We start from the raw sequence: 20,933 nt of genomic DNA on the forward strand, positions 1-20,933 counted from the left end.
GCCGAGGGCGTATATCCTTGCACAATCCTGCAACACACCAACAAACCGCATTATTTGGAAACACCATGCCCAACATCCTCCTGGTGGAAGACGACGCCGCACTCTCCGAGCTGATTGCCAGCTACCTGGAACGCAACGGCTACCACGTCAGTGTGCTCAGCCGTGGCGACCACGTCCGTGAGCGCGCGCGCCTCGACCCGCCGGACCTGGTGATCCTCGACCTGATGCTGCCCGGCCTCGACGGCCTGCAAGTGTGCCGCCTGCTGCGCGCCGACTCGGCGGGCCTGCCGATCCTGATGCTCACTGCCCGCGACGACAGCCACGACCAGGTGCTGGGCCTGGAAATGGGCGCCGACGACTACGTGACCAAACCCTGCGAGCCGCGTGTGCTGCTGGCGCGGGTGCGCACCTTGCTGCGGCGCAGCAGTTTGTCCGAGCCCCAGGTGGCCAATGACCAGATCCTGATGGGCAACCTGTGCATCGACCTGTCGGAACGCACGGTGACCTGGCGCGAACAGGCGGTGGAGTTGTCCAGCGGCGAATACAACCTGCTGGTGGTGCTGGCCCGGCATGCTGGCGAAGTGCTCAGCCGCGACCAGATCCTGCAACGGCTGCGCGGTATCGAGTTCAACGGCACCGACCGTTCGGTGGACGTGGCCATTTCCAAGCTGCGCCGCAAGTTCGACGACCACGCCGGTGAAGCGCGCAAGATCAAGACCGTGTGGGGCAAGGGCTACCTGTTCAGCCGTTCCGAGTGGGAATGCTGATCGATGTTTCGTGTGCTGCTACGTCTTTACCTGATCACCATCGTCACCTACAGCGCGGCGATCTTCCTGATTCCCAAGCTGGTGATCCAACTGTTCGAACACCGCTACCTGGACTACAACGTCGAGCAGTCACGGGGCATGCAGAAGCTGATCGTCAAGCAGTACCTGCGCGCGCCGGTGGAGCGCTGGTCCCAGGTGACCGAGCAACTGGGCAGTGACTTCGCGCCCCTCAAAGTGCAATTGCTGTTGCGCCAGGACGCGAGCTACACCACGCAGGAAGCCAAACTGCTGGAGCAGGGCAACCCCGTGATTCACCTGGGGGAGTTTGGCTGGATGGAGGACATCAGCTCGCCGCTCAACGAGCAGTTCGTGGTCAAGCTGACCATTCCGCCAGACCCGCTGGACATGAACCTGTTGTACTGGTCGATGAACGTGCTGATCGGTGCGGCGTTGCTGGCCTGCCTGCTGTTCTGGCTGCGTCCGCACTGGCGCGATCTCGAACGCCTGAAAAGCACCGCCACGCAACTGGGCAAGGGCAACCTGGCCGAGCGCACGCACATTCCGCCCAGCTCCAATATCGGCAGCCTGGCGTCGGTGTTCGACACCATGGCCGACGACATCGAACACCTGCTCAACCAGCAACGCGACCTGCTCAACGCGGTCTCCCACGAACTGCGCACACCCCTTACACGCCTGGATTTCGGCCTGGCCCTGGCGCTGTCGGAGGACTTGCCGGAGGCCAGTCGCGAGCGCCTGCATGGCCTGGTTGCGCATATTCGCGAGCTGGATGAATTGGTGCTGGAGTTGCTGTCCTACAGTCGCCTGCAAAACCCGACGCAATTGCCCGAGCGTGTGGAGGTGGTGCTCGATGAATTTATCGACAGCGTGTTGGGCAGCGTCGATGACGAGCTGGAAAACCCCGAGATCGTCATCGATGTGGCACTCGACTGCGCTGTGGAACGCTTCAGCCTCGACCCGCGCCTCACCGCCCGTGCCTTGCAGAACCTGTTGCGCAATGCCACGCGTTACTGCGACAAGCGCATTCAGGTGGGCGTCAAGGTCTGCGCCAAAGGCTGTGAAATCTGGGTGGATGACGATGGCATCGGCATTCCGCTGGACCAGCGCGAGCGTATCTTCGAGCCCTTTTACCGACTCGACCGCAGCCGCGACCGCTCCACCGGTGGCTTTGGCCTGGGCCTGGCCATCAGCCGGCGAGCCCTCGAGGCCCAAGGTGGCACCCTGACCGCACTGGCCTCGCCGTTGGGCGGCGCACGGTTCCGGGTGTGGTTGCCCACGGCTGCCGATTAGAAAATCTCCCGGGGAAGGCGCACACTGTGCCCCCGCTTTACCCGAGGAGAGATTGGCAATGACTGGTGTCCACACGTCTGCTCAACAAGGTTTCTCTACCCAGGCCGTCACTTACGCCCAAGGCCGGCCGAATTATCCCAGGCAGCTCACCGGTTGGCTCACGGATGTGCTCGGCGTCGATGGGCACTCACGGGTGATCGACCTGGGCGCCGGCACCGGCAAGTTCACGCGCCTGCTCAGCACCCTGGCGCCGACGTTGATCGCCGTCGAACCGGTGCAGGCCATGGGTGCGCAGTTGACCCGGCTGTTGCCGGATGTGCGCCTGGTCAACGGCACCGCCGAAGCCATCCCCCTGGAAACCGCCAGCGCCGACGCGGTGGTCTGCGCGCAAGCCTTTCACTGGTTCTCCACCCAGGCCGCGCTGGCGGAAATCCACCGCGTGCTCAAGCCCGAAGGGCGCCTCGGGCTGGTGTGGAATGTGCGCGATGAGTCGGTGGACTGGGTGGCGGCGATCACCGCGATCATCACGCCCTACGAGGGTGACACCCCGCGTTTTCACTCCGGACGCTGGCGTGAAGCCTTCGACGGCAAGTACTTTTCAGTCCCCGAAATGACCTGTTTCCCCTATAGCCACGTCGGCAGCCCACAGGAAGTGATCATGGATCGCTTCCTCTCCGTGAGCTTTATTGCTGCGTTGCCCGAGGCTGAAAAAGCCCTCGTGACCGAGCAGTTGCGTGGCTTGATCGCCAGCCATCCAGCCCTGAAGGGCCGCGACACGGTGGCGTTTCCTTATCAGACCCAGGCGTATGTCTGTCGTCGACTGCCATAAAAGGCATAAAGTCAGATCATATTGATATAAGTCGTTATAAGAAAAATCGCTATCCTGCGGCCAGAAATTTATAAGGCCGCGGGTAGCGTTGATGGAAGTGGGTAACTTTGGTTTTGTAATTGCGGGCCTGATCGTTGGTTTTATCGTCGGCATGACCGGTGTCGGCGGGGGCTCCTTGATGACCCCGATCCTGTTGTGGTTCGGCATCAACCCGGCCACGGCCGTGGGCACTGATCTGCTGTACGCGGCCATCACCAAATCCGGTGGCGTGCTGGTCCACAGCAAGAACAAGAACATCGACTGGACCATCACCGGCTGGCTGACCCTGGGCAGCGTGCCTGCGGTGTTGCTGACCCTGTGGTTCCTCGCCAGCCTGCACACCGACCCCAGCGCCATGAACGCGGTGATCAAGCAGGCCCTCGGCGTGGTGCTGCTGCTGACCGCCCTGGCGATCCTGTTCAAGCAACGCCTGCTGGCGTTCGCCCAGCGCCACGCCGGCGATCACTACCATATGAACCCGCGCAACCTGAATGCCCTGACCGTGGTGACCGGTGCGGTGCTGGGGACCATGGTTGCGCTCACCTCCATCGGCGCCGGCGCCCTCGGTACGGTCGCGCTGTTTATCCTCTATCCGTTCCTGGCCACGCGCCGCCTGGTCGGCACCGAGATCGCCCACGCCGTGCCCCTGACCCTGGTGGCGGGCCTGGGCCATGCCGGCATGGGCAATATGGACTGGCACCTGCTGGGCTTCCTGCTGATGGGGTCGCTGCCGGGCATTTACTTCGGCAGCCACATGACCGGCAAGGTCCCGGACGGCGTATTGCGCCCGTGCCTGGCGATCATGTTGATGACCATCGGCTACAAATTGGCCTTTTGAGGCGCACACGGGATTCAACTACACAGGCAGGGGCCAAATGTGGGAGGGGGCTTGCTCCCGATAGCGGTGGATCAGTCAACTGATGAGGCGACTGACAAACCGCCATCGGGAGCAAGCCCCCTCCCACATTTTGACTGTGACCAACCTTGATTCAGGCTTTCGCCGGGCCATTGCCGATCTGCCACACAAACGGCGGCTCGGTGCCATTGATCACCCAGTCCCCCACGATCCGCGCCTTGTAGATCACCGGGTTGTGCGACGACACGGTCCGCGCATTGCGCCAATGGCGGTCGAGGGACTTGCCCTGGCGCACATCCGAGGCCCCCAGTGCGTTGAACAACTCACTGGTGGCGCGCTGGATCAGTTCCGACACCACCACCTGCGCCGTGGCTGACTCGATTTCGGCGGCCACGTTGGCTTCGCGCTCGACCCCCTCATCCCCACCGAAACGCGCCAGGTACGCCCGCTGTGCCGGTACCGCAGCCCTCAGCGCGCTGGCTTCGGCGGCGTAGACCAGGGCGGCGACTTCGCCCACCACCTGCTGGATCTGGGCATCCTGGCTGACGTGCTGGGCATTGCCATGGCTGTAGATGCGCTTGCGGCTGCGCACCTGGTGGGCCACATCGCGCAATGCGGCACGGCCGATACCGGCGAGGCTGGCCAGCAGGACAAGTTGGTAGAACGCGGTCTGGTATTTGAAGCGGGTCGCGAAATCGATGACGTTTTCCGCCTCCACCACCGCATCGGTAAAGCGCGAGGTGCCGCTGCCGGTGGTGCGCTGGCCAAAGCCGTCCCAGTCATCGCTGTGTTCCACGCCGGGCTGGCGCGCGCGGGTGGCGGCGATCACATCGCCGCCGGTGTCGCTGCGCTGGGCGTACACGTCGATCCAGTCGGAGAAAATACTGCCGGTGCTGTAGAACTTTTCACCGTTGAGTTTCCACTGCTCGCCGTCCGGGCTGACCTTGGTGACAACGTCGCCAATGGCCACGGTGCCGATTTCGGTCCAGGCGCAGCCGACGATGTCGCCGTCGACAAAGCGTTTGAACCACAGGTCGCGGCCGGCACTGGGCGGCGCATTCAGGCGGTCTTCGGCAAAGGCGAAATGCCCGCGCAGGGCCTGGGGCACGTTGGAGTCGGCCTCGGCCAGTTCGATCAGCAGTTCGAACAACTGCGGCAGCGAAGCACCGCCACCGCCATATTCCACCGGCACCCGCACCGCGCCGAAGCCGGCTTCCTTGAGCCACTGGATCGGCTCGTGGGGCAGGGCGCGGGTTTGTTCGCGCTCCACTGCGCCAGCGGCGATGCGCTGGAAAATCGGGCGAAAGCGCGCCGCCAGCGTGGGGTAGTCGACGCCGACAGACAACGGGTTGATAACGTGGTGTTCGGTCATGAGCAGGGCTCCGGGGCAGTGATCGGTTCAGGGAGTGATTGCACAGTCCGTGCCGGGTGCCAGGGCCAATGTTTACGGGGGATGCATGCTGTCTACTGTTGCCCTGGCAACAGCAAATCGACAAACCGTCGCAATCCCTGACATCGGCATTCAACGCCTCCCAGCCCTGAATACATGTCGCACCCCTTGTGGCGCGGGCGTTTGCCTCCGCCTGGCACGCTTGCTGCTCCACACCTCGGTACATTCCTTTATGCGAGGTACCGTTCGATGAGTCAGCAAGCCGTGAAATTTGCCTATTGGGTGCCCAACGTCAGCGGTGGGCTGGTGGTCAGCAAGATCGAACAACGCACCCACTGGGGCATCGACTACAACCGCAAACTGGCGCAATTGGCCGAGAAAGCCGGCTTCGAATACGGCCTGACCCAGATCCGCTTCACCGCCGGCTACGGCGCGGAAAACCAGCATGAGTCCGTGGCGTTCAGCCATGCCTTGCTGGCCGCGACCACCAAGCTCAAGGTTATCGCCGCGATCCTGCCCGGCCCGTGGCAACCGGCGCTGGCGGCCAAGCAACTGGCGACCATCGACCAGCTCACCAATGGCCGCATTGCGGTGAACATCGTCAGTGGCTGGTTCAAGGGCGAGTTCCAGGCCATCGGCGAACACTGGCTGGAGCACGACGAGCGCTATCGCCGTTCCGAAGAATTCATCCGCGCCCTCAAAGGCATCTGGACCCAGGACGACTTTACTTTCAAGGGCGACTTCTACCGTTTCAACAACTACACCCTCAAGCCCAAGCCCCTGGGCCAGCCGGAAGTGTTCCAGGGCGGCAGTTCGCGAGCCGCGCGAGACATGGCGGCGCGCGTGTCGGACTGGTACTTCACCAACGGCAACACCCCGGAAGGCATCAAGGCCCAGGTCGATGACATTCGCGCCAAGGCTGCCGCGAACAACCATTCGGTCAAGGTCGGCGTGAATGCGTTCATCATCGCCCGCGACACCGAGGAAGAAGCCCGCGCCGTGCTCGCAGAGATCATCGACAAGGCCGACCCGGAGGCCGTGAACGCCTTTGGCGACGCGGCCAGGCAGGCCGGCAAGGCATCACCCGAAGGCGAGGGCAACTGGGCCAAGTCCAGCTTTGAAGACCTGGTGCAGTACAACGATGGCTTCAAGACCAACCTGATCGGCACCCCGCAGCAGATTGCCGAGCGCATCGTCGCGCTCAAGGCGGTGGGCGTGGACCTGGTGCTGGCGGGCTTCCTGCACTTCCAGGAAGAAGTGGAGTACTTCGGCAAGCGCGTGTTGCCGCTGGTGCGCGAGCTGGAAGCCAAGGCCGGGATCAAGCAGGTGGCCTGACCAAGGTTTTCTCCAGGCGCAGGGCCGGGGTGTGGTCTGCGTAGTAGTCGTTGACCTGGGCGAAACGCCGGTAGCCGTTGCGTTCATACAGCGCCAGGGCGCGGGGGTTGTCGGTGCGTACCTCCAGGCGCAGGTGGGTGCAACCGTGCGTCACCGCGCAGGCCTCGACATGGCTGAGCAACTGCTTGCCCAGCCCGAGGCTGCGTGCGTGCTCGGCAATGGCGATGGAATACAGGCGCGCGAACACGCTGCCACGACGAAACAGCACCAGCGCATAACCGAGCAACTGCCCGTCCTGTTCCGCCACCAGCAACTGGCCGTGGGCGCGGCTGATCATCCAGTGAAAACTGCGCGATGAGAGCCGGTCGGTGGTGAAACACGGGTGCTCCAATGCGACTAATGCCGGTATATCGCCGGGTAATGCAATGCGAGAGAAAAGAGCCATATAACCGCCGTAAAAGTTGCGTAACGAAACGGGACTTCCCTAAAAGATCGTGCTTAATAGAAAAGGTCGAGTTCTCTAAAGCGGATCAAATATTATGTCGGCGGTACAAGGTCATTGGCGTGAAGTATCCGAGCAAATCGTCGCGGCGACAATAACATCGAAGGGCTTTTTTTCTGCGCCGCCTCGAAGTAACAGTCAAGTGGTGATCATTGTTGAACGCAAGGAAGATTGGGCCTCCTACTTTCCCAGCGAAGACATCGTCACCGCCCAGGAGTACCTGGAGCAAACCCGGCAGAACGAGTCAGGCAAGCGGGTGCAGGTGATCAACCTGTGCCGCAGCTACAAGTACCTGGGGCACGGCTACTACTGCTCGTTGCTGGCCGAAGCGCGCGGACACAAGGTGATTCCTTCGGTGCGCACCATCAGTGAGCTGACTAAAAAGTCGCTGTACGGCCTGGCGCTGGATGACTTGGATAAAACCCTTGATAAAGCCTTGAGTCATCACCTCTACAGTAATACCGAAGGGTTTACCCTGACACTTTACTTCGGCAGGACCAATATAGAACCGTTGCAGGAATTGGCCCGTCAGTTGTTTGAAACATTCCCATGTCCGATCTTGTTAGTTGAGTTCAGAAAACATAACGGTTGGCATATCGTAGGGGTCAAGTCCGGCGTATTGCACAAGTTACGAGACGACCAGGAAGATCAATTCGCCCACGCCCTCGATAACTTCAGCCGCAAGATCTGGCGCCAACCTCGTTCGCGGCGCCTAGCCCGTTACGACCTGGCGATCCTGCACGATCCACAGGAGCAGTTGCCACCGTCCAACGCCCGTGCCTTGGAGAATTTCATCCGCGTGGGCAAGGGACTGGGCATCGATGTGGAGCTGATCGAGCGCAAGGACTACGCGCGCCTGGCCGAATACGACGCCTTGCTGATCCGCGAGACCACCAGTGTCGACAACCATACCTACCGCTTTGCCAAAAAAGCCGAAAGCGAAGGCCTGGTGGTGATGGACGACCCGGCATCGATCCTGCGTTGTACCAACAAGGTCTACCTTACCGACCTGCTCAACAGCCATCAGTTAGGTATGCCTGCCACCGAGATTCTCTACAAGGAACGACCGCAGGACTTCGAGCGGGTCGGCGAGCGCCTCGGGTTTCCGCTGGTGTTGAAGATTCCCGACGGGTGTTTCTCCCGTGGCGTGATCAAGGTCGAAAGCCAGGAAGCCTTGCTCAAGGCCACTGCCGAGTTGTTCGAGCATTCGGTGCTGCTGCTGGCCCAGGAATTCTTTTACACCGAGTACGACTGGCGCATCGGCGTACTCAACCGCAAGCCGATCTTCGCCTGCCAATACTTCATGTCCAAGGGCCATTGGCAGATCTATAACCACAAGGCCATTGGCCAGGCCATCAACGGCGAATGCCGCACCCTGGCTGTCCATGAAGCGCCCAGGGCGGTGGTGGAACTGGCGGTGAAGACCGCCAACCTGATCGGCGACGGCCTCTACGGTGTGGACCTCAAGCAGTCCGGCGACAAGGTGGTGGTGATTGAGGTCAACGACAACCCCAACCTGGATGCCGGCATCGAAGACGCCTACTTGCAGGACGACCTGTACAGCCTGGTGCTGGAAGAGTTTGTGCGGCGCCTGGAGTTGAAACGCCAGGGCCAGGTCTGGTGAGTGGCTGAGTGCATGCCACAGGTGTTTAAAGTCGCGCCGCGTAGCCAACCGCGCACATCCGTAGCAACTGCCGAGCGTAAGCGAGGCTGCGTCGGTCGCGCTGCCGAATCAGGACCGAGTCGCGGCCAACGCAGCCTCGCCGGGGCTCGACAGCTGCTACGAACGCCAATCACGTCAAGGCCTCCCCCCCGTAGCAGCTGCCGAGCGCAAGCGAGGCTGCGTCAGGCGCGCTGCCGACTCAGGACCGAGTCGCGGCCAACGCAGCCTCGCCGGGGCTCGACAGCTGCTACGAACGCCAATCACCTCACGGCCCCACCCCCGTAGCAGCTGCCGAGCGCAAGCGAGGCTGCGTCGGGCGCGCTGCCGATTCAGGACCGAGTCGCGGCCGACGCAGCCTCGCCGGGGCTCGACAGCTGCTACGAACGCCAATCACGTCAAGGCCACACCCCCGTAGCAGCTGCCGAGCGCAAGCGAGGCTGCGTCGGGCGCGCTGCCGATTCAGGATCGAGTCGCGGCCAACGCAGCCTCGCCGGGGCTCCACAGCTGCTACGGATTTGCGCGGTGTTGCATAAGGCGGTATCTACGGCGGTGGGTGAATCAAGGGCGGGTTTGCAGGGTAAGGACTTCAAAGCCATCCGCCGTCACTGCCACCGTATGTTCCCACTGCGCCGACAGGCTGTTGTCCTTGGTCACCACCGTCCAGCCGTCTTTCAGGCTGCGCACCTTGGCGCCGCCCTGGTTGAGCATCGGTTCGATGGTGAACACCATGCCTTCACGCAGTTCCAGCCCGGTGCCAGGGCGGCCGAAGTGCAGGATCTGCGGCTCTTCATGCATCTGCTTGCCGATGCCATGGCCGCAGTATTCACGCACCACGCTGTAGCCATTGGCCTGTGCATGGCTCTGGATCGCATGGCCGATATCCCCCAGGCGTGCGCCGGGCTTGACCTGGCGGATCCCGGCCCACATGGCCTCGAATGTCATATCCACCAGGCGCCGCGCCTTGGGCGCGACGGTGCCGATCATGTACATCTTGCTGGAGTCGGCGATAAAGCCGCCTTTTTCCAGGGTGATGTCGATGTTGACGATGTCGCCGTCCTTGAGGATTTCCTTGGCGCTGGGCATGCCATGGCACACCACCTCGTTGATCGAGGTGTTGATGGAGAAGGGGTAGTCGTATTGCCCGAGGCTGGCAGGGCGGGCTTTCAATTCGTTGCGGATAAAGGCTTCGACGGCGCTGTCCAGTTCCAGGGTGGAACGGCCGGCGGCGACAAACCCGTCGAGCATGTCGAACACTTGGGCCAGCAGGCGTCCGGACTCGCGCATCACAGCCAGTTGGGCGGCGGTCTTGATCATCAGCTGCGCCCCCGGATCAGGTCGGGCTTGTCCAGCAACAGTTTGTTGATCAGCTCGTGGTAGGGCAGGCTGGGATTGAGTTCGGCGAGCAGGCCGACCTTGATCCAGAACTCGGCCTGGGCGTTGATGGAACGGTCCATGGCCGCACTTGCCAGGCGCAGTTGTTCGTGCAGTTGGTCGCTGATCTTGACGATGCCCATGAGGTTCACTGTAGTGGTAGGATATACGAATCGTATATGTTTCGTGTGTCGTCAGTAAACATGACGTTGACTTGATCCGGATGGCCGGTTAATTTCCAGGCATGACCTACCCAGCCTTCCGCAGCCAGCCAAGCATTATTACCGCCATTCCTCATTTGGCGGGATAGCACACGGCTGCACCCCAACCCGCCTTAGAGGCGGGTTTTGTTTGTTCCGTCTCCAGGGCCTTTAAAAACCAGGAGACACCCCATGAGCACGTGCCCCGCCCCGTCTACCGCTGATACGGCATTGCTTGAACACTATGTGAAAAAGATCCTCGCCGCGCCGGTCTATGACCTCGCGGTGCGGACGCCCCTGCAAGCCGCACCGGCACTCTCGGCAATGCTCGGCAACCAGGTGCTGCTCAAGCGTGAAGACCTGCAACCGACCTTTTCCTTCAAGATTCGCGGCGCCTACAACAAGCTGGTGCAGCTTACCGGCGAGCAGAAAGCGCGCGGTGTGGTGACGGCGTCGGCGGGTAACCATGCGCAAGGCGTGGCACTGGCGGCGAAGACGCTGGGGCTCCAGGCGCGGATCGTGATGCCGTGCAGTACGCCGGAATTGAAGGTGCTGGGCGTGCGCTCCCGGGGCGCCGAAGCGGTGCTGCACGGCGAGAGCTTCCCGTTTGCCCTGGCCCATGCGCTGCAACTGGCCGAGATGTCCGGCTGCACCTTCGTCTCGCCCTTCGATGACCCGGAGGTGATCGCCGGCCAGGGCACGGTGGCCATGGAAATCCTGCGCCAGCAACAAGGCCCGTTGGACGCGATCTTCGTGCCCGTGGGCGGCGGCGGCCTGATCGCCGGCATTGCGGCCTACGTCAAATACCTGCGGCCCGAAGTGCGCATCATCGGGGTCGAGCCCGAAGGCTCCAGTTGCCTGCTCGCCGCACTGCAGGCCGGGGAACGGGTGGTGTTGCCAAGTGTCGACGGGTTCGCCGATGGCACCGCAGTCGCGCAGATCGGCGCCTATGGCTTTGAGATCTGCCGCGATTGGGTCGACGAGGTGATCACCGTCAGCAATGACGAACTGTGCAGCGCAATGAAGTTGATCTATGACGATACGCGTTCCATCACCGAGCCTTCCGGTGCGTTGGCGGTGGCGGGGGTTCGCAAGTACGTGGCCAGTCGTGGGGTGAGTGGGCAGACCTTGGTCGCAGTTAATTCAGGCGCAAATATCAACTTTGATAGTTTGCGATATGTTGCTGAAAGAGTGGCGGCACAAGCTGCAGTTTAATTCGAAGCGTGGGGTTAAACGATTAATCGAAGCGGTTCGACGATGATTTAACTGGGGTGACCTAAGCTATATAAATTCCTACATTGCTTATGAAGAAAAGTTACAACAAAAATGGAATTTGCCGAGTAGGCTGGTAAAGGTAAGCGTCTTCCAGGGCTGGCGAGACGTGGCAGGCACGGGCCTGCAGACCTATAACAATCGATTGGCAGTCTCAAAAAAGGAGAGGTTGGCCATGCTTTCGGAATTAGAACTTCGCAGCATTATTGAAGGAAGTTTCCTGCCTAAACGGTGCGAATGCACCAAAGCCGAAGATGCTTCGCTGACGATCAAGGTCTATGACGACCGCGACCGTGACCGGGTGGATTTGGAGGTCAAAGGTATCAATGCTGACAAACTCGACAGCAGTCGAGCTATTTGCAACCTCATTACCGGGTTGCGTGAAGACCTCAAGCACAGCCATGCACCTGTCCAGCAGCGGGCTGGAGGGCGCGGTTACTACTGATCGTTGGTTATGAACGGTGGGCCTGGTAAATGCCAGGCCCAATGCTGTGTATGTTTGCCCATCAATTCTGGAAATCGCAGGCTTCGGACATCTTCCGGTAGCTCACGTCTTCCACTTTGCCCGCCTTGTCCAGGAACTTGATATCCGCATCAATGACTTTACAGTCGCCGGTTGGGGTTTCGTTCATGGCCAGGACCTTGGCAATGTTCATCGGCATGCCGTAATGATAAGGCACGGGGTTGACCGCCTGGGTTTGATCGTCAGCCTGGGCCAGGCCCGACACTGCCGCCAGCGCCAAGGCGCCGCCGAGCATTAAGGTGTGCAGTTTCATGGTGGTGCTCCGCAAGTGAGTGGAATTTCACTCTCGACTTGCGGGATTAACCATCGATTAATTTTGCCCTGGCTGACAAAACCTTCATCCAAGCTGCTGGCGATACGGCAGGTCCGGCCCGGTCTTGCCGCACGTCAGTGCCGCAGCGCGGATGGCAAAACCGAGCATGGCGTCGATCTGCACGCGGGTCAGTTGTTGCAGGCCTTGCACCGAGTCCAGCTGGTGCTCGGTCAGCCAGGCAATCAACGCGGCCTGGAAGGTATCCCCGGCACCCACGGTATCCGCCATCACCACGCGCTGTGCCGGTTGCGACCAGGTGCCATGCTGACGGCTGAACACACTGGCGCCATCGCCGCCACGGGTGAGGAACACCAGCTGGCAACGGTGTTGCAGCCAGCCCTGCAGCACGCTTTCCGGCGACTGGCCGGGGTAGAGCAGGTGCAGGTCTTCGTCGCTGACCTTGATCAGGTCGGCATGCTTGGCCAACTCGGCGACGCGGTCGCGCCACAGTTGGATATCCGGCTGCGGATTAAGGCGCACGTTGGGGTCGAGGCTGATCAGGCGCTTGCCGCTTTCGCGCTTGACCAGGCTCAGCAGGGTGTCGCCGATCGGTTGCACCACCAGGGAGAACGAACCGATATGCAGCCCGCGCACCTCATCGCCGAGGACCGGCAAATGCGCGACTTCCAGCAGTCGGTCGGCGCAGCCTTCACCACGGAAGTTGTACTGCGGTGAGCCATCGGCGCCCACGGCGACCATCGACAAGGTGGTCGGCGCGGCGAACTCCACCAGGAACCGCTCGCTGACGCCTTCATCCTTGAGCACCTGCAACAGGCGCCGTCCGAGGAAGTCGCTGGACAGGCCGCCGAACAACCCGGCCTCAATGCCCAGGCGGCGCAAACCCACCGCGACGTTGAACGGTGAACCACCGGCAATCGCCTTGTAAGTGACCTTGGAGGCCTGCCCGCTGGCATCTTCCTCGCTGAAAAAATCAAACAGCGCTTCACCACACACCAGATACATAGTCGTTCGCTCTTAAAGGGTTGCCACGTGCTGTTGATAGCGTTCGTAAGCCAGTTGATAGGCGCCGACATTGGCCGCCACCGGCAGGGTACGGCTGGCCGGGTCGACGCTCACGCATTTGTCGCACAGGCTGGCCAGGGACTCTCCGGACTGGCTCCACGCCGCCTGGATCGCCGCGCCCAGGGCGGCGGCTTCGCTTTGTTCGGTGCAGATCACTTCGGTGTTCATGATATCGGCGACCATCTGCCGCCACACCGGGCTTTTCGAGCCGCCGCCGATCAGGCGGATGCTCTGGCTTTGCAGGCCGGTGTGGCGTAGCAGATCGAGGCCGTAGCGCAGGCCGAAGGTGGTGCCTTCGACCACCGCGCGGCACAGGTTGGCACGGGTCAGGTTGGTCATGGTCAGCCCATGCAGGCTGCCGGTGGCGTGGGGCAGGGCGGGTACGCGTTCGCCATTGAGGAACGGCAGCATGCTGACGCCATCGGCGCCAATCGGGGCTTGCTCGACCAGTGCGTTGAAGGCGTTGAGGTCCAGCTCGAACAACTCGCGAATCACCCCGGTAGCGTTGGTCAGGTTCATGGTGCAGATCAACGGCAGCCAGCCGCCGCTGGACGAGCAGAAGGTTGCGACCGACGCCTGCGGGCTGACATTGGGCTGGTCGGCGAAGGCATACACGGTGCCGGACGAGCCCAGGCTCATGGTGATCACGCCGGGGGCGATATTGCCCGTGCCGATGGCACCCATCATGTTGTCGCCGCCGCCGCTGGACACCCTGGCATTGGGGTTGATGCCCAGGCGTTCGGCGATGGCCGGCAGGATCGTGCCTACGCTTTGATCGGCTTCGATCAATGTCGGCAGCGCAGCTTCGAGACGGCCGCTGGGGTCGATGTGCTTGAGCAGCGCCATATCCCAGGCGCGGGTGCGCACGTTGAAGTAACCGGTGCCCGAGGCATCGCCGTATTCCGCGACCGCGCGGCCGGTGAGCCAGTAGTTGAGGTAGTCGTGGGGCAGCAGCACATGGGCGATGCGCGCGAACACATCCGGGTGCTGCTCGCGGGTCCACAGCAGTTTCGACACGGTGTAGCCCGGCGCAATCGCCACGCCCAGGCGTTCCAGCGAGCCGCCTTCGCCGCCCAGGTAGGCCAGCAGGCGCTCGTTCTCCAGCGCGGTTTCGGTGTCGCACCACAGCTTGGCCGGGCGCAGCACCTGGCCGCTGTCATCCAGCAACACCAGGCCGTGCTGCTGGCCGGACACGCCGATGCCGAGGATGTCCTGGCCGTCCACGCCGGCCTGTTGCAAGGCGCGGTGGGTGGCTTCGGTAAAGGCGTCCAGCCATTCCTGGGTGTGCTGCTCGCGACGGCCATTGGCGCCGCTGATCAGGGTGTGCGCGGCGGCGCCCAGGCCCAGTACCTTGCCGCTGGACGCGTCGAGGACGATGGCCTTGGTGCCTTGGGTGCCGCAGTCGATGCCGAGGAACAGGTTTTGCTGGGTCATGAGGGTGTGCTCAGCGGTGTTATTTTTTTGGATTGGCAACCCGGTCCAGTGTGGGAGGGGGCTTGCTGTGGTGAGTGGGGCTTGTCCCCCGACGGGTTCACCACAGATTTGTGGGCTGCTTCGCAGCCTGGCGCGGGGCAAGCCCGCTCACCACAGCAAGCCCGCACCACAGCTAGCCCCCTCCCACATTTAAACCGGTTTCTTCAGGAGGTGCTTCAGGGTAGTGGTGACGCCGTTATCACGCAGGCTCCCATAGCACCTCTCGAACGCTGCCACAAACTCAGGCGAGTTGGGAATAGCCGTACCGAAAATCTCTTCCACTGCCAGCAACCGCTGGCTGATCAGTGCATCGTCACTCACCAGCCCCTGGCAGAACTCGGCGCGCGGATCGGGGATTGTGTAGCTCACGCCATTCTCATCCACACCCTTCAAATACAAGGCCCAGGCCGCGACGACCAGTGCTGCACGCTCGGTCTCACGGCCGTCGGCAATCAGGCGGTTGATGGTCGGCACGGTGAACTTGGGAAACTTCGACGAGCCATCCGAACACACCCGTTCCAACTGGTCGGCAATCGCCTGGTTGGAGAAGCGGTCCACCAGGGTCTGCTTGTAGTCGGTCAGGTCGATGCCCGGTACCGGCGCGAGGTTTGGCGTGACGTCGAGGTCCATGTAGGCGCGCATGTAGGCCACGAACAGCGGGTCGTTCATGGTCTCGTGCACAAACCGATAGCCCTTGAGAAAACCCAGGTAGGTCAGGGCCAGGTGGCTGCCGTTGAGCAAGCCGATCTTCATCTCTTCATAGGGTGTCACATCGTCGGTGAACTGCACGCCAACCTTTTCCCACGCCGGGCGGCCGTTGACGAATTTGTCTTCCAGTACCCACTGCACAAAGGGTTCGCAAACAACTGGCCAGGCATCGTCGATGCCGTGTTCATCGTGCAGTTGCAGGCGGTGGGCGGTGCTGGTCATCGGCGTGATGCGGTCGACCATGGCGTTCGGGAAGCTCACATGGGCCTTGATCCAGTCATGCAGCTCGGCATTGTGCAGGGCGGCGAACGCCAACAGTGCCTTGCGCGTGACAGCGCCATTGTGGGGCAGGTTATCGCAGGACATCACGGTAAACGCCGGGATGCCGGCCGCGCGGCGCTGGGTCAATGCCGCGCAGATAAAGCCGAACACGGTTTTTGGCGACGACGGATGAGCCAGGTCGTGCTGGATCTGCGGCAAGTGGGCCATAAACTCGCCGTTGCTGTCGTCGATGCAGTAGCCGCCTTCGGTGATGGTCAGCGAGACGATGCGAATCTCGGGGCTGGCCAGTTTATCGATCAATGCCTGGGCGCTGTCTTCGGCCAGCAGCATGTCGCTGATCGAGCCGATCACGCGCACTTCGGTGTCGTCGGTGTCGCCCAGTTCGTACAGGGTGAACAGGTAGTCCTGGCCGGCCAGGTCATCGCGGGCCTTGCGGTCCTCGCTGCGCAGGCCAACGCCGCAGATGCTCCAGTCCAGGCCCTCGCCGGTATTCATCAGCGCATCGGTGTAATACGCCTGGTGCGCGCGATGGAAGCCGCCGACGCCGATATGGGCGATACCCTGGGAGGTACTCGCAATGGCGTAGGCCGGCAGTTTGACTTCCGGCGCCAGCTGGGTGAGGTTCTGTTTATTCAGTTTCATCACAAATCTCGCAAATCAGGCGGCGGCGCGCAGTGGGCGGGCCACGGCGACACCGTCGGTGTCGAACAGATGGCAGTGTGCCGGGTCCAGGTGCAGGTGCAGCGTTTCGCCATACTGGCTGGCCATGTCGCCGCGAATCCGCATGGTCAGCGGCTCGCCGTTCGAGGTGATGACGTGGCAGAAGGTGTCGCTGCCCAGGCGCTCGCCGACGTCGGCGGTGACGGTCAGGGCGGTTTGCCCAGGCGCGGCAATTTCCAGGTGCTCCGGACGAATGCCCAGGGTCACCGCGCTGCCCACGCTCAGGCTGGCGCCGCTCAGCGGCAGGCTGATCAGGGTGCCGGCGTCCAGCTGCACCTCACAGCCCTGGCCGTCGACGCGGGTGACCTTGCCCTTGAGGAAGCCCATTTTCGGCGTGCCGAGAAAACCCGCCACAAACAGGTTGGCCGGCTGGTGGTACAGCTCCAGCGGCGAGCCGACCTGCTCGATACGCCCGCTGTTCAACACGACCACCTTGTCGGCCAGGGTCATGGCTTCAACCTGGTCATGGGTCACGTAGATCATGGTCGCTTGCAGCTCTTTGTGCAGGCGCGCCAGTTCCAGGCGCATCTGCACGCGCAGGGCGGCGTCGAGGTTGGACAACGGCTCGTCGAACAGGAAGATCTTCGGGTTGCGCACAATCGCCCGGCCGATCGCCACACGCTGGCGCTGGCCACCGGAGAGTTGCTTGGGCTTGCGCTCCAGCAGCGGGCCCAGTTCGAGGATGCGCGCCGCTTCGTTGACCTTGCTCTCCACCAGCTGCTTGTCGACGCCGGCCAGGTCCAGGGCAAATGACATGTTCTTGCGCACGCTCATGTGCGGGTACAGGGCATAGGTCTGGAACACCATCGCCAGGTCGCGCTTGGCCGGGGTGACTTCGGTGATGTCGCGGCCATCCAGTTCGATGGTGCCTTCGCTCACTTCTTCGAGGCCGGCGATCAGGCGCAGCAGGGTGGATTTACCGCAGCCCGAGGGGCCGACGAAGACCACGAATTCCTTGTCGTTCACTTCCAGGTCGATGCCCTTGATGATCGAGAAACCTTCGAAGCCTTTTTGCAGATTCTTGATTTTCAGGTTGGCCATGGGATGGGCCTCCTTTTTGAATTTTTATAGGAAACCGTTATTTCACGGCGCCGAAGGACAAACCGCGCACCAGCTGTTTCTGGCTGATCCAGCCAAAGATCAGGATCGGCGCGCAGGCCAGGGTCGAGACGGCAGACAATTTGGCCCAGAACAAGCCTTCGGGGCTGGAGTAGGAGGCGATCAGTGCGGTCAACGGCGCTGCGTTGGACGAGGTCAGGTTCAACGACCAGAAGGCTTCGTTCCAGCACAGGATCAGCGACAGCAGCACCGTGGAGGCCAGGCCGCCCTTGGCGATCGGCAGCAGCACCCGGACCATTTCCTGCCACAGCGTGGCGCCGTCCAGGCGCGCGGCTTCGAGGATGTCCTTGGGGATGTCCTTGAAGTAGGTGTAAACCATCCAGACCACGATCGGCAGGTTGATCAGGGTGTAGATGATGATCAGCGCGATGCGCGTATCCAGCAGGCCAAAGCTCTTGGCCAGCAGGTAGATCGGCATCAGCACGCCCACCGGTGGCAGCATCTTGGTGGAGAGCATCCACAGCAGCGTGCTCTTGGTGCGTTTGGTTTCGTAGAACGCCATGGAGTAGGCGGCCGGCACCGAAATCAGCAGGCACAGGGCGGTGGCGCTGAATGAAATCAGCACCGAGTTCCAGGCATAGCTGAAGTAGTTGCTGCGTTCGTTGATGTGCAGGTAGTTCTCCAGGGTCGGCGTGAAGATGAACTGCGGCGGCGTGGCGAACGCGTCGATTTCGGTCTTGAAGCTGGTCAGCACCATCCAGAAGATCGGGAAGAAAATCAGGATCGCGATGGCCCAGGCCAGGGTGCCGAGCAACAGGCTTTGCAGGCGGCGGGATTGTTGAAGCGTCATGGCGCGGCCCTCAAGGCTTGTCAGTCAGGTTTTTGCCGATCATCCGCACCAGGATGATCGCCGCGATATTGGCGATGACCACGGCGATCAAGCCGCCGGCCGAGGCCATGCCCACGTCGAACTGCACCAATGCCTGGTTGTAGATCAGGTAGGCGAGGTTGGTTGAGGCGTAGCCGGGGCCACCGTTGGTGGTGGTGAAGATTTCGGCGAATACCGAGAGCAGGAAGATCGTTTCGATCATCACCACCACGGCAATCGGGCGGGCCAGGTGGGGCAGGGTCAGGTGCCAGAAAATCGCGATGGCGCCGGCACCGTCCAGGCGTGCGGCTTCCTTTTGTTCCTGGTCGAGGGACTGCATGGCGGTCATCAGCAGCAGGATGGCGAACGGCAGCCATTGCCACGAGACAATGATGATGATCGACAGCAACGGGTAGTGCGCCAGCCAGTCCACCGGCTCGGCGCCGAAGAACTTCCACACGGCGGCGAGAATCCCCGACACCGGGTGGAAAATCAGGTTCTTCCAGATCAGCGCACCGACGGTGGGCATGATGAAGAACGGCGAAATCAACAGCACCCGGACGATGCCACGCCCGAGGAACTCACTGGCCTCCAGCAGCGCACTGATCAACACGCCGAACACCACGCTGATCAGCAGCACGCTGCCCACCAGCAACAACGTATTGGTGGCGCCGGGCAGGAAACCCGAGTCAGTGATGAAGTAGGTGAAGTTCTCCAGCCCCACGAATTGGTTCTCGCCGGGGTAGAGCAGGTTGTAGCGAATCAGCGAAAAGTACAGGGTCATGCCCAGCGGCACGATCATCCACAGCAGCAGCAGGGCGACCGAGGGCGTGACGAGGAACCAGCCGGGGTTGGCCAGGCGGTTTTTGGCGGATGTATTCATGATAGTCAAGGCCAGTCAGGTACAGGTGCGTAAAACCCCTGTAGGAGCGAGCTTGCTCGCGAAGGTATTTCAGGCGCCTTGCGGCGTCGGATGTACCTTTTTCGCGAGCAAGCTCGCTCCTACAGGATCGGGGGTTACTTGGGGTAACCCGCCCGCTTCATTTCACGCTCGGTGGTGGTCTGCGCGGCGGTCAGTGCAGCATCGACCGTTTGCTGGCCGGTCAGCGCGCCGGAGAAGAACTTGCCGACCTGGGTCCCAATCGCCTGGAACTCAGGAATGGTCACCAGCTGGATACCGATATACGGCACCGGCTTGAGGGTCGGTTTGGTCGGGTCGGCGACTTTCAGCGATTCCAGGGTCACCTTGGCGAACGGCGCGGCCTTCATGTACTCGTCGCTGTAGGTCGACTTGCGGGTACCTGGCGGCACGTTGGCAACGCCGTCGGTCTTGGCGACCAAGGCACCGTATTCCTTGGAGGTGGCCCAACTGGTGAACACCTTGGCGGCATCCTTGGCCTTGGAGCTGGTCGGGATCGCCAGGCTCCAGGAGTACAGCCACGACGTGCCCTTGTCGGTTTTTTCGTGGGGGGCAAAGGTGAAGCCCACATGGTCGGCCACTTTGCTTTGGGTCTTGTCGGTGACGAACGAGCCGGCGACGCTGGCATCGACCCAGATCGCGCACTTGCCGCTGTTGAACAGCGCCAGGTTTTCGTTGAAACCGTTGCTGGAAGCACCCGGCGGGCCGGATTTCTTCATGTTGTCGACGTAGAAGTTCAGCGCGTCCTTCCATTCGGGGCCGTTGAATTCAGGCTGCCACTTCTCATCGAACCAGCGCGCACCGTAGCCGTTGGCCAGGGTGGTGATCAGCGCCATGTTCTCGCCCCAACCGGCTTTGCCGCGCAGGCACAGGCCGTATTGCTCTTTGCTCTTGTCGGTGAGTTTGGCCGCGAATTCGCCGATCTGGCTCCAGGTCGGGTGCTCGGGCATGCTCAGCCCGGCGTCCTTGAACAGGTCGGTGCGGTAGTAGGTGATCGAGCTTTCCGCATAGAACGGCAGGGCGTACAGCGAACCCTTGACCGACAAACCGTCACGCACGGAAGGGAATACGTCGTCGAGGTCGTAGGACGCCGGCAGGTCCTTCATCGGTTCGAGCCAACCCTTGGCGCCCCAGAGTGCGGCTTCGTACATGCCGATGGTCAACACATCGAACTGCCCGCCCTGGGTGGCAATGTCAGTGGTCAGGCGTTGGCGCAGCACGTTTTCTTCCAGCACCACCCAGTTCAGCTTGATCTCCGGATGCTCGGCCTCGAAGGTTTTCGAGAGCTTCTGCATGCGGATCATGTCGCTGTTGTTGACGGTGGCAATGGTCAGGGTTTGCGCGCCAAGGCTGACGGCGCTGAGGGTCATACAGGTACAGGCAAGCAGAGCTTTTGCTGTGAACTTCATCGCGCACTCCATTTCCGCGCCCAGGGGCTACGGAAGGACAGTTATTGTTGTTGTGTCTTCCTACGGGGAGTCAGGAAGAGTGTGCGTTGATTACAGCCTTCAAA

The 20,933-nt window shown here is 61.8% G+C and carries 19 protein-coding genes and 1 pseudogene; 8 read left to right on the plus strand and 12 right to left on the minus strand.

The window, feature by feature from the left end:
• The first annotated feature begins 65 nt into the window (after positions 1-65).
• The 4 genes from Q8X51_RS26620 (at position 66) to Q8X51_RS26635 (ending at position 3,781) form a co-directional block, all read left to right on the plus strand.
• Positions 66-767, plus strand: a complete 702-nt coding sequence (locus Q8X51_RS26620) for a response regulator transcription factor (protein WP_027606419.1) — start codon at positions 66-68, stop codon at positions 765-767.
• Between the two features lie 3 nt (positions 768-770).
• Positions 771-2,075 carry an ATP-binding protein gene (locus tag Q8X51_RS26625; RefSeq protein WP_065927862.1) on the plus strand — a complete coding sequence of 435 codons (1,305 nt, stop codon included), beginning with the start codon at positions 771-773 and terminating at the stop codon, positions 2,073-2,075.
• A gap of 58 nt (positions 2,076-2,133) precedes the next feature.
• Positions 2,134-2,904, plus strand: coding sequence for a class I SAM-dependent methyltransferase (locus tag Q8X51_RS26630; RefSeq protein WP_065927861.1), 771 nt, complete (start codon positions 2,134-2,136; stop codon positions 2,902-2,904).
• A gap of 91 nt (positions 2,905-2,995) precedes the next feature.
• Entirely contained in the window at positions 2,996-3,781 is a 786-nt protein-coding gene (locus Q8X51_RS26635; RefSeq protein WP_027606416.1) for a sulfite exporter TauE/SafE family protein, read from the plus strand.
• 151 nt (positions 3,782-3,932) lie between these two features.
• Here the strand turns inward: Q8X51_RS26635 and Q8X51_RS26640 are convergent, their stop codons facing one another.
• A complete protein-coding gene (locus Q8X51_RS26640) occupies positions 3,933-5,171 on the minus strand; it encodes an acyl-CoA dehydrogenase family protein (protein WP_074846456.1) in 1,239 nt (412 codons plus the stop codon).
• Between the two features lie 267 nt (positions 5,172-5,438).
• On the opposite strand from Q8X51_RS26640, the gene sfnG reads away from it, so the two are divergent.
• Positions 5,439-6,524: a dimethylsulfone monooxygenase SfnG gene (gene sfnG / locus Q8X51_RS26645; RefSeq protein ID WP_074846458.1), complete on the plus strand. Its 1,086-nt coding sequence runs from the start codon at positions 5,439-5,441 to the stop codon at positions 6,522-6,524.
• On the opposite strand, the pseudogene Q8X51_RS26650 reads toward sfnG, so the two are convergent.
• Positions 6,520-6,969: pseudogene (locus Q8X51_RS26650) on the minus strand (GNAT family N-acetyltransferase); the annotation flags it as partial. The gene sfnG and the pseudogene Q8X51_RS26650 sit on opposite strands and share 5 nt — an antisense overlap.
• Positions 6,970-7,063: 94 nt before the next feature.
• On the opposite strand from Q8X51_RS26650, the gene Q8X51_RS26655 reads away from it, so the two are divergent.
• Positions 7,064-8,650 carry a RimK family protein gene (locus tag Q8X51_RS26655; protein ID WP_065927857.1) on the plus strand — a complete coding sequence of 529 codons (1,587 nt, stop codon included), beginning with the start codon at positions 7,064-7,066 and terminating at the stop codon, positions 8,648-8,650.
• Between the two features lie 597 nt (positions 8,651-9,247).
• On the opposite strand, the gene map is transcribed toward Q8X51_RS26655, so the two are convergent.
• Both map and Q8X51_RS26665 read right to left on the minus strand, forming a co-directional pair.
• Positions 9,248-10,003 (minus strand): type I methionyl aminopeptidase, encoded by a 756-nt coding sequence (gene map, locus Q8X51_RS26660; protein WP_315871785.1) that lies wholly within the window; start codon positions 10,001-10,003, stop codon positions 9,248-9,250.
• Complete coding sequence (locus Q8X51_RS26665; RefSeq protein ID WP_027606410.1) at positions 10,003-10,203, minus strand: ParD-like family protein; 201 nt, start codon at positions 10,201-10,203, stop codon at positions 10,003-10,005. Before Q8X51_RS26665 ends, map begins: the two co-directional genes overlap by 1 nt.
• Before the next feature lie 249 nt (positions 10,204-10,452).
• Between Q8X51_RS26665 and ilvA the strand changes: the two genes are divergently transcribed.
• Together ilvA and Q8X51_RS26675 are read left to right on the plus strand one after the other, a co-directional pair.
• The gene (gene ilvA, locus Q8X51_RS26670; RefSeq protein WP_083244953.1) at positions 10,453-11,475 is read left to right on the plus strand and encodes a threonine ammonia-lyase, biosynthetic; all 1,023 of its coding nucleotides are present in this window, start codon (positions 10,453-10,455) and stop codon (positions 11,473-11,475) included.
• A 232-nt stretch (positions 11,476-11,707) separates the two neighbouring features.
• On the plus strand, positions 11,708-11,977 hold the full coding sequence (locus Q8X51_RS26675; protein ID WP_027606409.1) for a DUF1652 domain-containing protein: 270 nt from the start codon (positions 11,708-11,710) through the stop codon (positions 11,975-11,977).
• Positions 11,978-12,038: 61 nt separating this feature from the next.
• Here the strand turns inward: Q8X51_RS26675 and Q8X51_RS26680 are convergent, their stop codons facing one another.
• The 8 genes from Q8X51_RS26680 to Q8X51_RS26715 all read right to left on the minus strand — a co-directional run bounded on the left by Q8X51_RS26680 (position 12,039) and on the right by Q8X51_RS26715 (position 20,829).
• Complete coding sequence (locus Q8X51_RS26680) at positions 12,039-12,308, minus strand: DUF2790 domain-containing protein (RefSeq protein ID WP_027606408.1); 270 nt, start codon at positions 12,306-12,308, stop codon at positions 12,039-12,041.
• An 84-nt stretch (positions 12,309-12,392) separates the two neighbouring features.
• Positions 12,393-13,331, minus strand: coding sequence for a carbohydrate kinase family protein (locus tag Q8X51_RS26685; RefSeq protein ID WP_065927855.1), 939 nt, complete (start codon positions 13,329-13,331; stop codon positions 12,393-12,395).
• 12 nt (positions 13,332-13,343) lie between these two features.
• Positions 13,344-14,825 (minus strand): xylulokinase, encoded by a 1,482-nt coding sequence (xylB, locus tag Q8X51_RS26690; protein ID WP_065927854.1) that lies wholly within the window; start codon positions 14,823-14,825, stop codon positions 13,344-13,346.
• Positions 14,826-15,014: 189 nt separating this feature from the next.
• The gene (locus tag Q8X51_RS26695) at positions 15,015-16,496 is read right to left on the minus strand and encodes a mannitol dehydrogenase family protein (RefSeq protein WP_315871788.1); all 1,482 of its coding nucleotides are present in this window, start codon (positions 16,494-16,496) and stop codon (positions 15,015-15,017) included.
• A gap of 15 nt (positions 16,497-16,511) precedes the next feature.
• Positions 16,512-17,615 carry an ABC transporter ATP-binding protein gene (locus tag Q8X51_RS26700; RefSeq protein WP_065948641.1) on the minus strand — a complete coding sequence of 368 codons (1,104 nt, stop codon included), beginning with the start codon at positions 17,613-17,615 and terminating at the stop codon, positions 16,512-16,514.
• Between the two features lie 37 nt (positions 17,616-17,652).
• On the minus strand, positions 17,653-18,483 hold the full coding sequence (locus Q8X51_RS26705; protein ID WP_027606403.1) for a carbohydrate ABC transporter permease: 831 nt from the start codon (positions 18,481-18,483) through the stop codon (positions 17,653-17,655).
• Between the two features lie 10 nt (positions 18,484-18,493).
• Positions 18,494-19,384, minus strand: a complete 891-nt coding sequence (locus Q8X51_RS26710) for a carbohydrate ABC transporter permease (protein WP_051429369.1) — start codon at positions 19,382-19,384, stop codon at positions 18,494-18,496.
• 134 nt (positions 19,385-19,518) lie between these two features.
• On the minus strand, positions 19,519-20,829 hold the full coding sequence (locus Q8X51_RS26715; protein ID WP_027606401.1) for an ABC transporter substrate-binding protein: 1,311 nt from the start codon (positions 20,827-20,829) through the stop codon (positions 19,519-19,521).
• Positions 20,830-20,933: the final 104 nt, after the last annotated feature.

Origin of the sequence: Pseudomonas sp. Yb2C2 (assembly GCF_052112325.1) — a bacterium.
Lineage (GTDB): Bacteria > Pseudomonadota > Gammaproteobacteria > Pseudomonadales > Pseudomonadaceae > Aquipseudomonas > Aquipseudomonas marginalis.

What these genes read in the sequence shown, in the direction of transcription:
- Q8X51_RS26620 (WP_027606419.1), top strand. Translation starts at nt 66, where the DNA reads ATGCCCAACATCCTCCTGGTGGAAGACGACGCCGCACTCTCCGAGCTG.
- Q8X51_RS26625 (WP_065927862.1), top strand. Translation starts at nt 771, where the DNA reads ATGTTTCGTGTGCTGCTACGTCTTTACCTGATCACCATCGTCACCTAC.
- Q8X51_RS26630 (WP_065927861.1), top strand. Translation starts at nt 2,134, where the DNA reads ATGACTGGTGTCCACACGTCTGCTCAACAAGGTTTCTCTACCCAGGCC.
- Q8X51_RS26635 (WP_027606416.1), top strand. Translation starts at nt 2,996, where the DNA reads ATGGAAGTGGGTAACTTTGGTTTTGTAATTGCGGGCCTGATCGTTGGT.
- Q8X51_RS26640 (WP_074846456.1), bottom strand. Translation starts at nt 5,171, where the DNA reads ATGACCGAACACCACGTTATCAACCCGTTGTCTGTCGGCGTCGACTAC.
- sfnG (WP_074846458.1), top strand. Translation starts at nt 5,439, where the DNA reads ATGAGTCAGCAAGCCGTGAAATTTGCCTATTGGGTGCCCAACGTCAGC.
- Q8X51_RS26655 (WP_065927857.1), top strand. Translation starts at nt 7,064, where the DNA reads ATGTCGGCGGTACAAGGTCATTGGCGTGAAGTATCCGAGCAAATCGTC.
- map (WP_315871785.1), bottom strand. Translation starts at nt 10,003, where the DNA reads ATGATCAAGACCGCCGCCCAACTGGCTGTGATGCGCGAGTCCGGACGC.
- Q8X51_RS26665 (WP_027606410.1), bottom strand. Translation starts at nt 10,203, where the DNA reads ATGGGCATCGTCAAGATCAGCGACCAACTGCACGAACAACTGCGCCTG.
- ilvA (WP_083244953.1), top strand. Translation starts at nt 10,453, where the DNA reads ATGAGCACGTGCCCCGCCCCGTCTACCGCTGATACGGCATTGCTTGAA.
- Q8X51_RS26675 (WP_027606409.1), top strand. Translation starts at nt 11,708, where the DNA reads ATGCTTTCGGAATTAGAACTTCGCAGCATTATTGAAGGAAGTTTCCTG.
- Q8X51_RS26680 (WP_027606408.1), bottom strand. Translation starts at nt 12,308, where the DNA reads ATGAAACTGCACACCTTAATGCTCGGCGGCGCCTTGGCGCTGGCGGCA.
- Q8X51_RS26685 (WP_065927855.1), bottom strand. Translation starts at nt 13,331, where the DNA reads ATGTATCTGGTGTGTGGTGAAGCGCTGTTTGATTTTTTCAGCGAGGAA.
- xylB (WP_065927854.1), bottom strand. Translation starts at nt 14,825, where the DNA reads ATGACCCAGCAAAACCTGTTCCTCGGCATCGACTGCGGCACCCAAGGC.
- Q8X51_RS26695 (WP_315871788.1), bottom strand. Translation starts at nt 16,496, where the DNA reads ATGAAACTGAATAAACAGAACCTCACCCAGCTGGCGCCGGAAGTCAAA.
- Q8X51_RS26700 (WP_065948641.1), bottom strand. Translation starts at nt 17,615, where the DNA reads ATGGCCAACCTGAAAATCAAGAATCTGCAAAAAGGCTTCGAAGGTTTC.
- Q8X51_RS26705 (WP_027606403.1), bottom strand. Translation starts at nt 18,483, where the DNA reads ATGACGCTTCAACAATCCCGCCGCCTGCAAAGCCTGTTGCTCGGCACC.
- Q8X51_RS26710 (WP_051429369.1), bottom strand. Translation starts at nt 19,384, where the DNA reads ATGAATACATCCGCCAAAAACCGCCTGGCCAACCCCGGCTGGTTCCTC.
- Q8X51_RS26715 (WP_027606401.1), bottom strand. Translation starts at nt 20,829, where the DNA reads ATGAAGTTCACAGCAAAAGCTCTGCTTGCCTGTACCTGTATGACCCTC.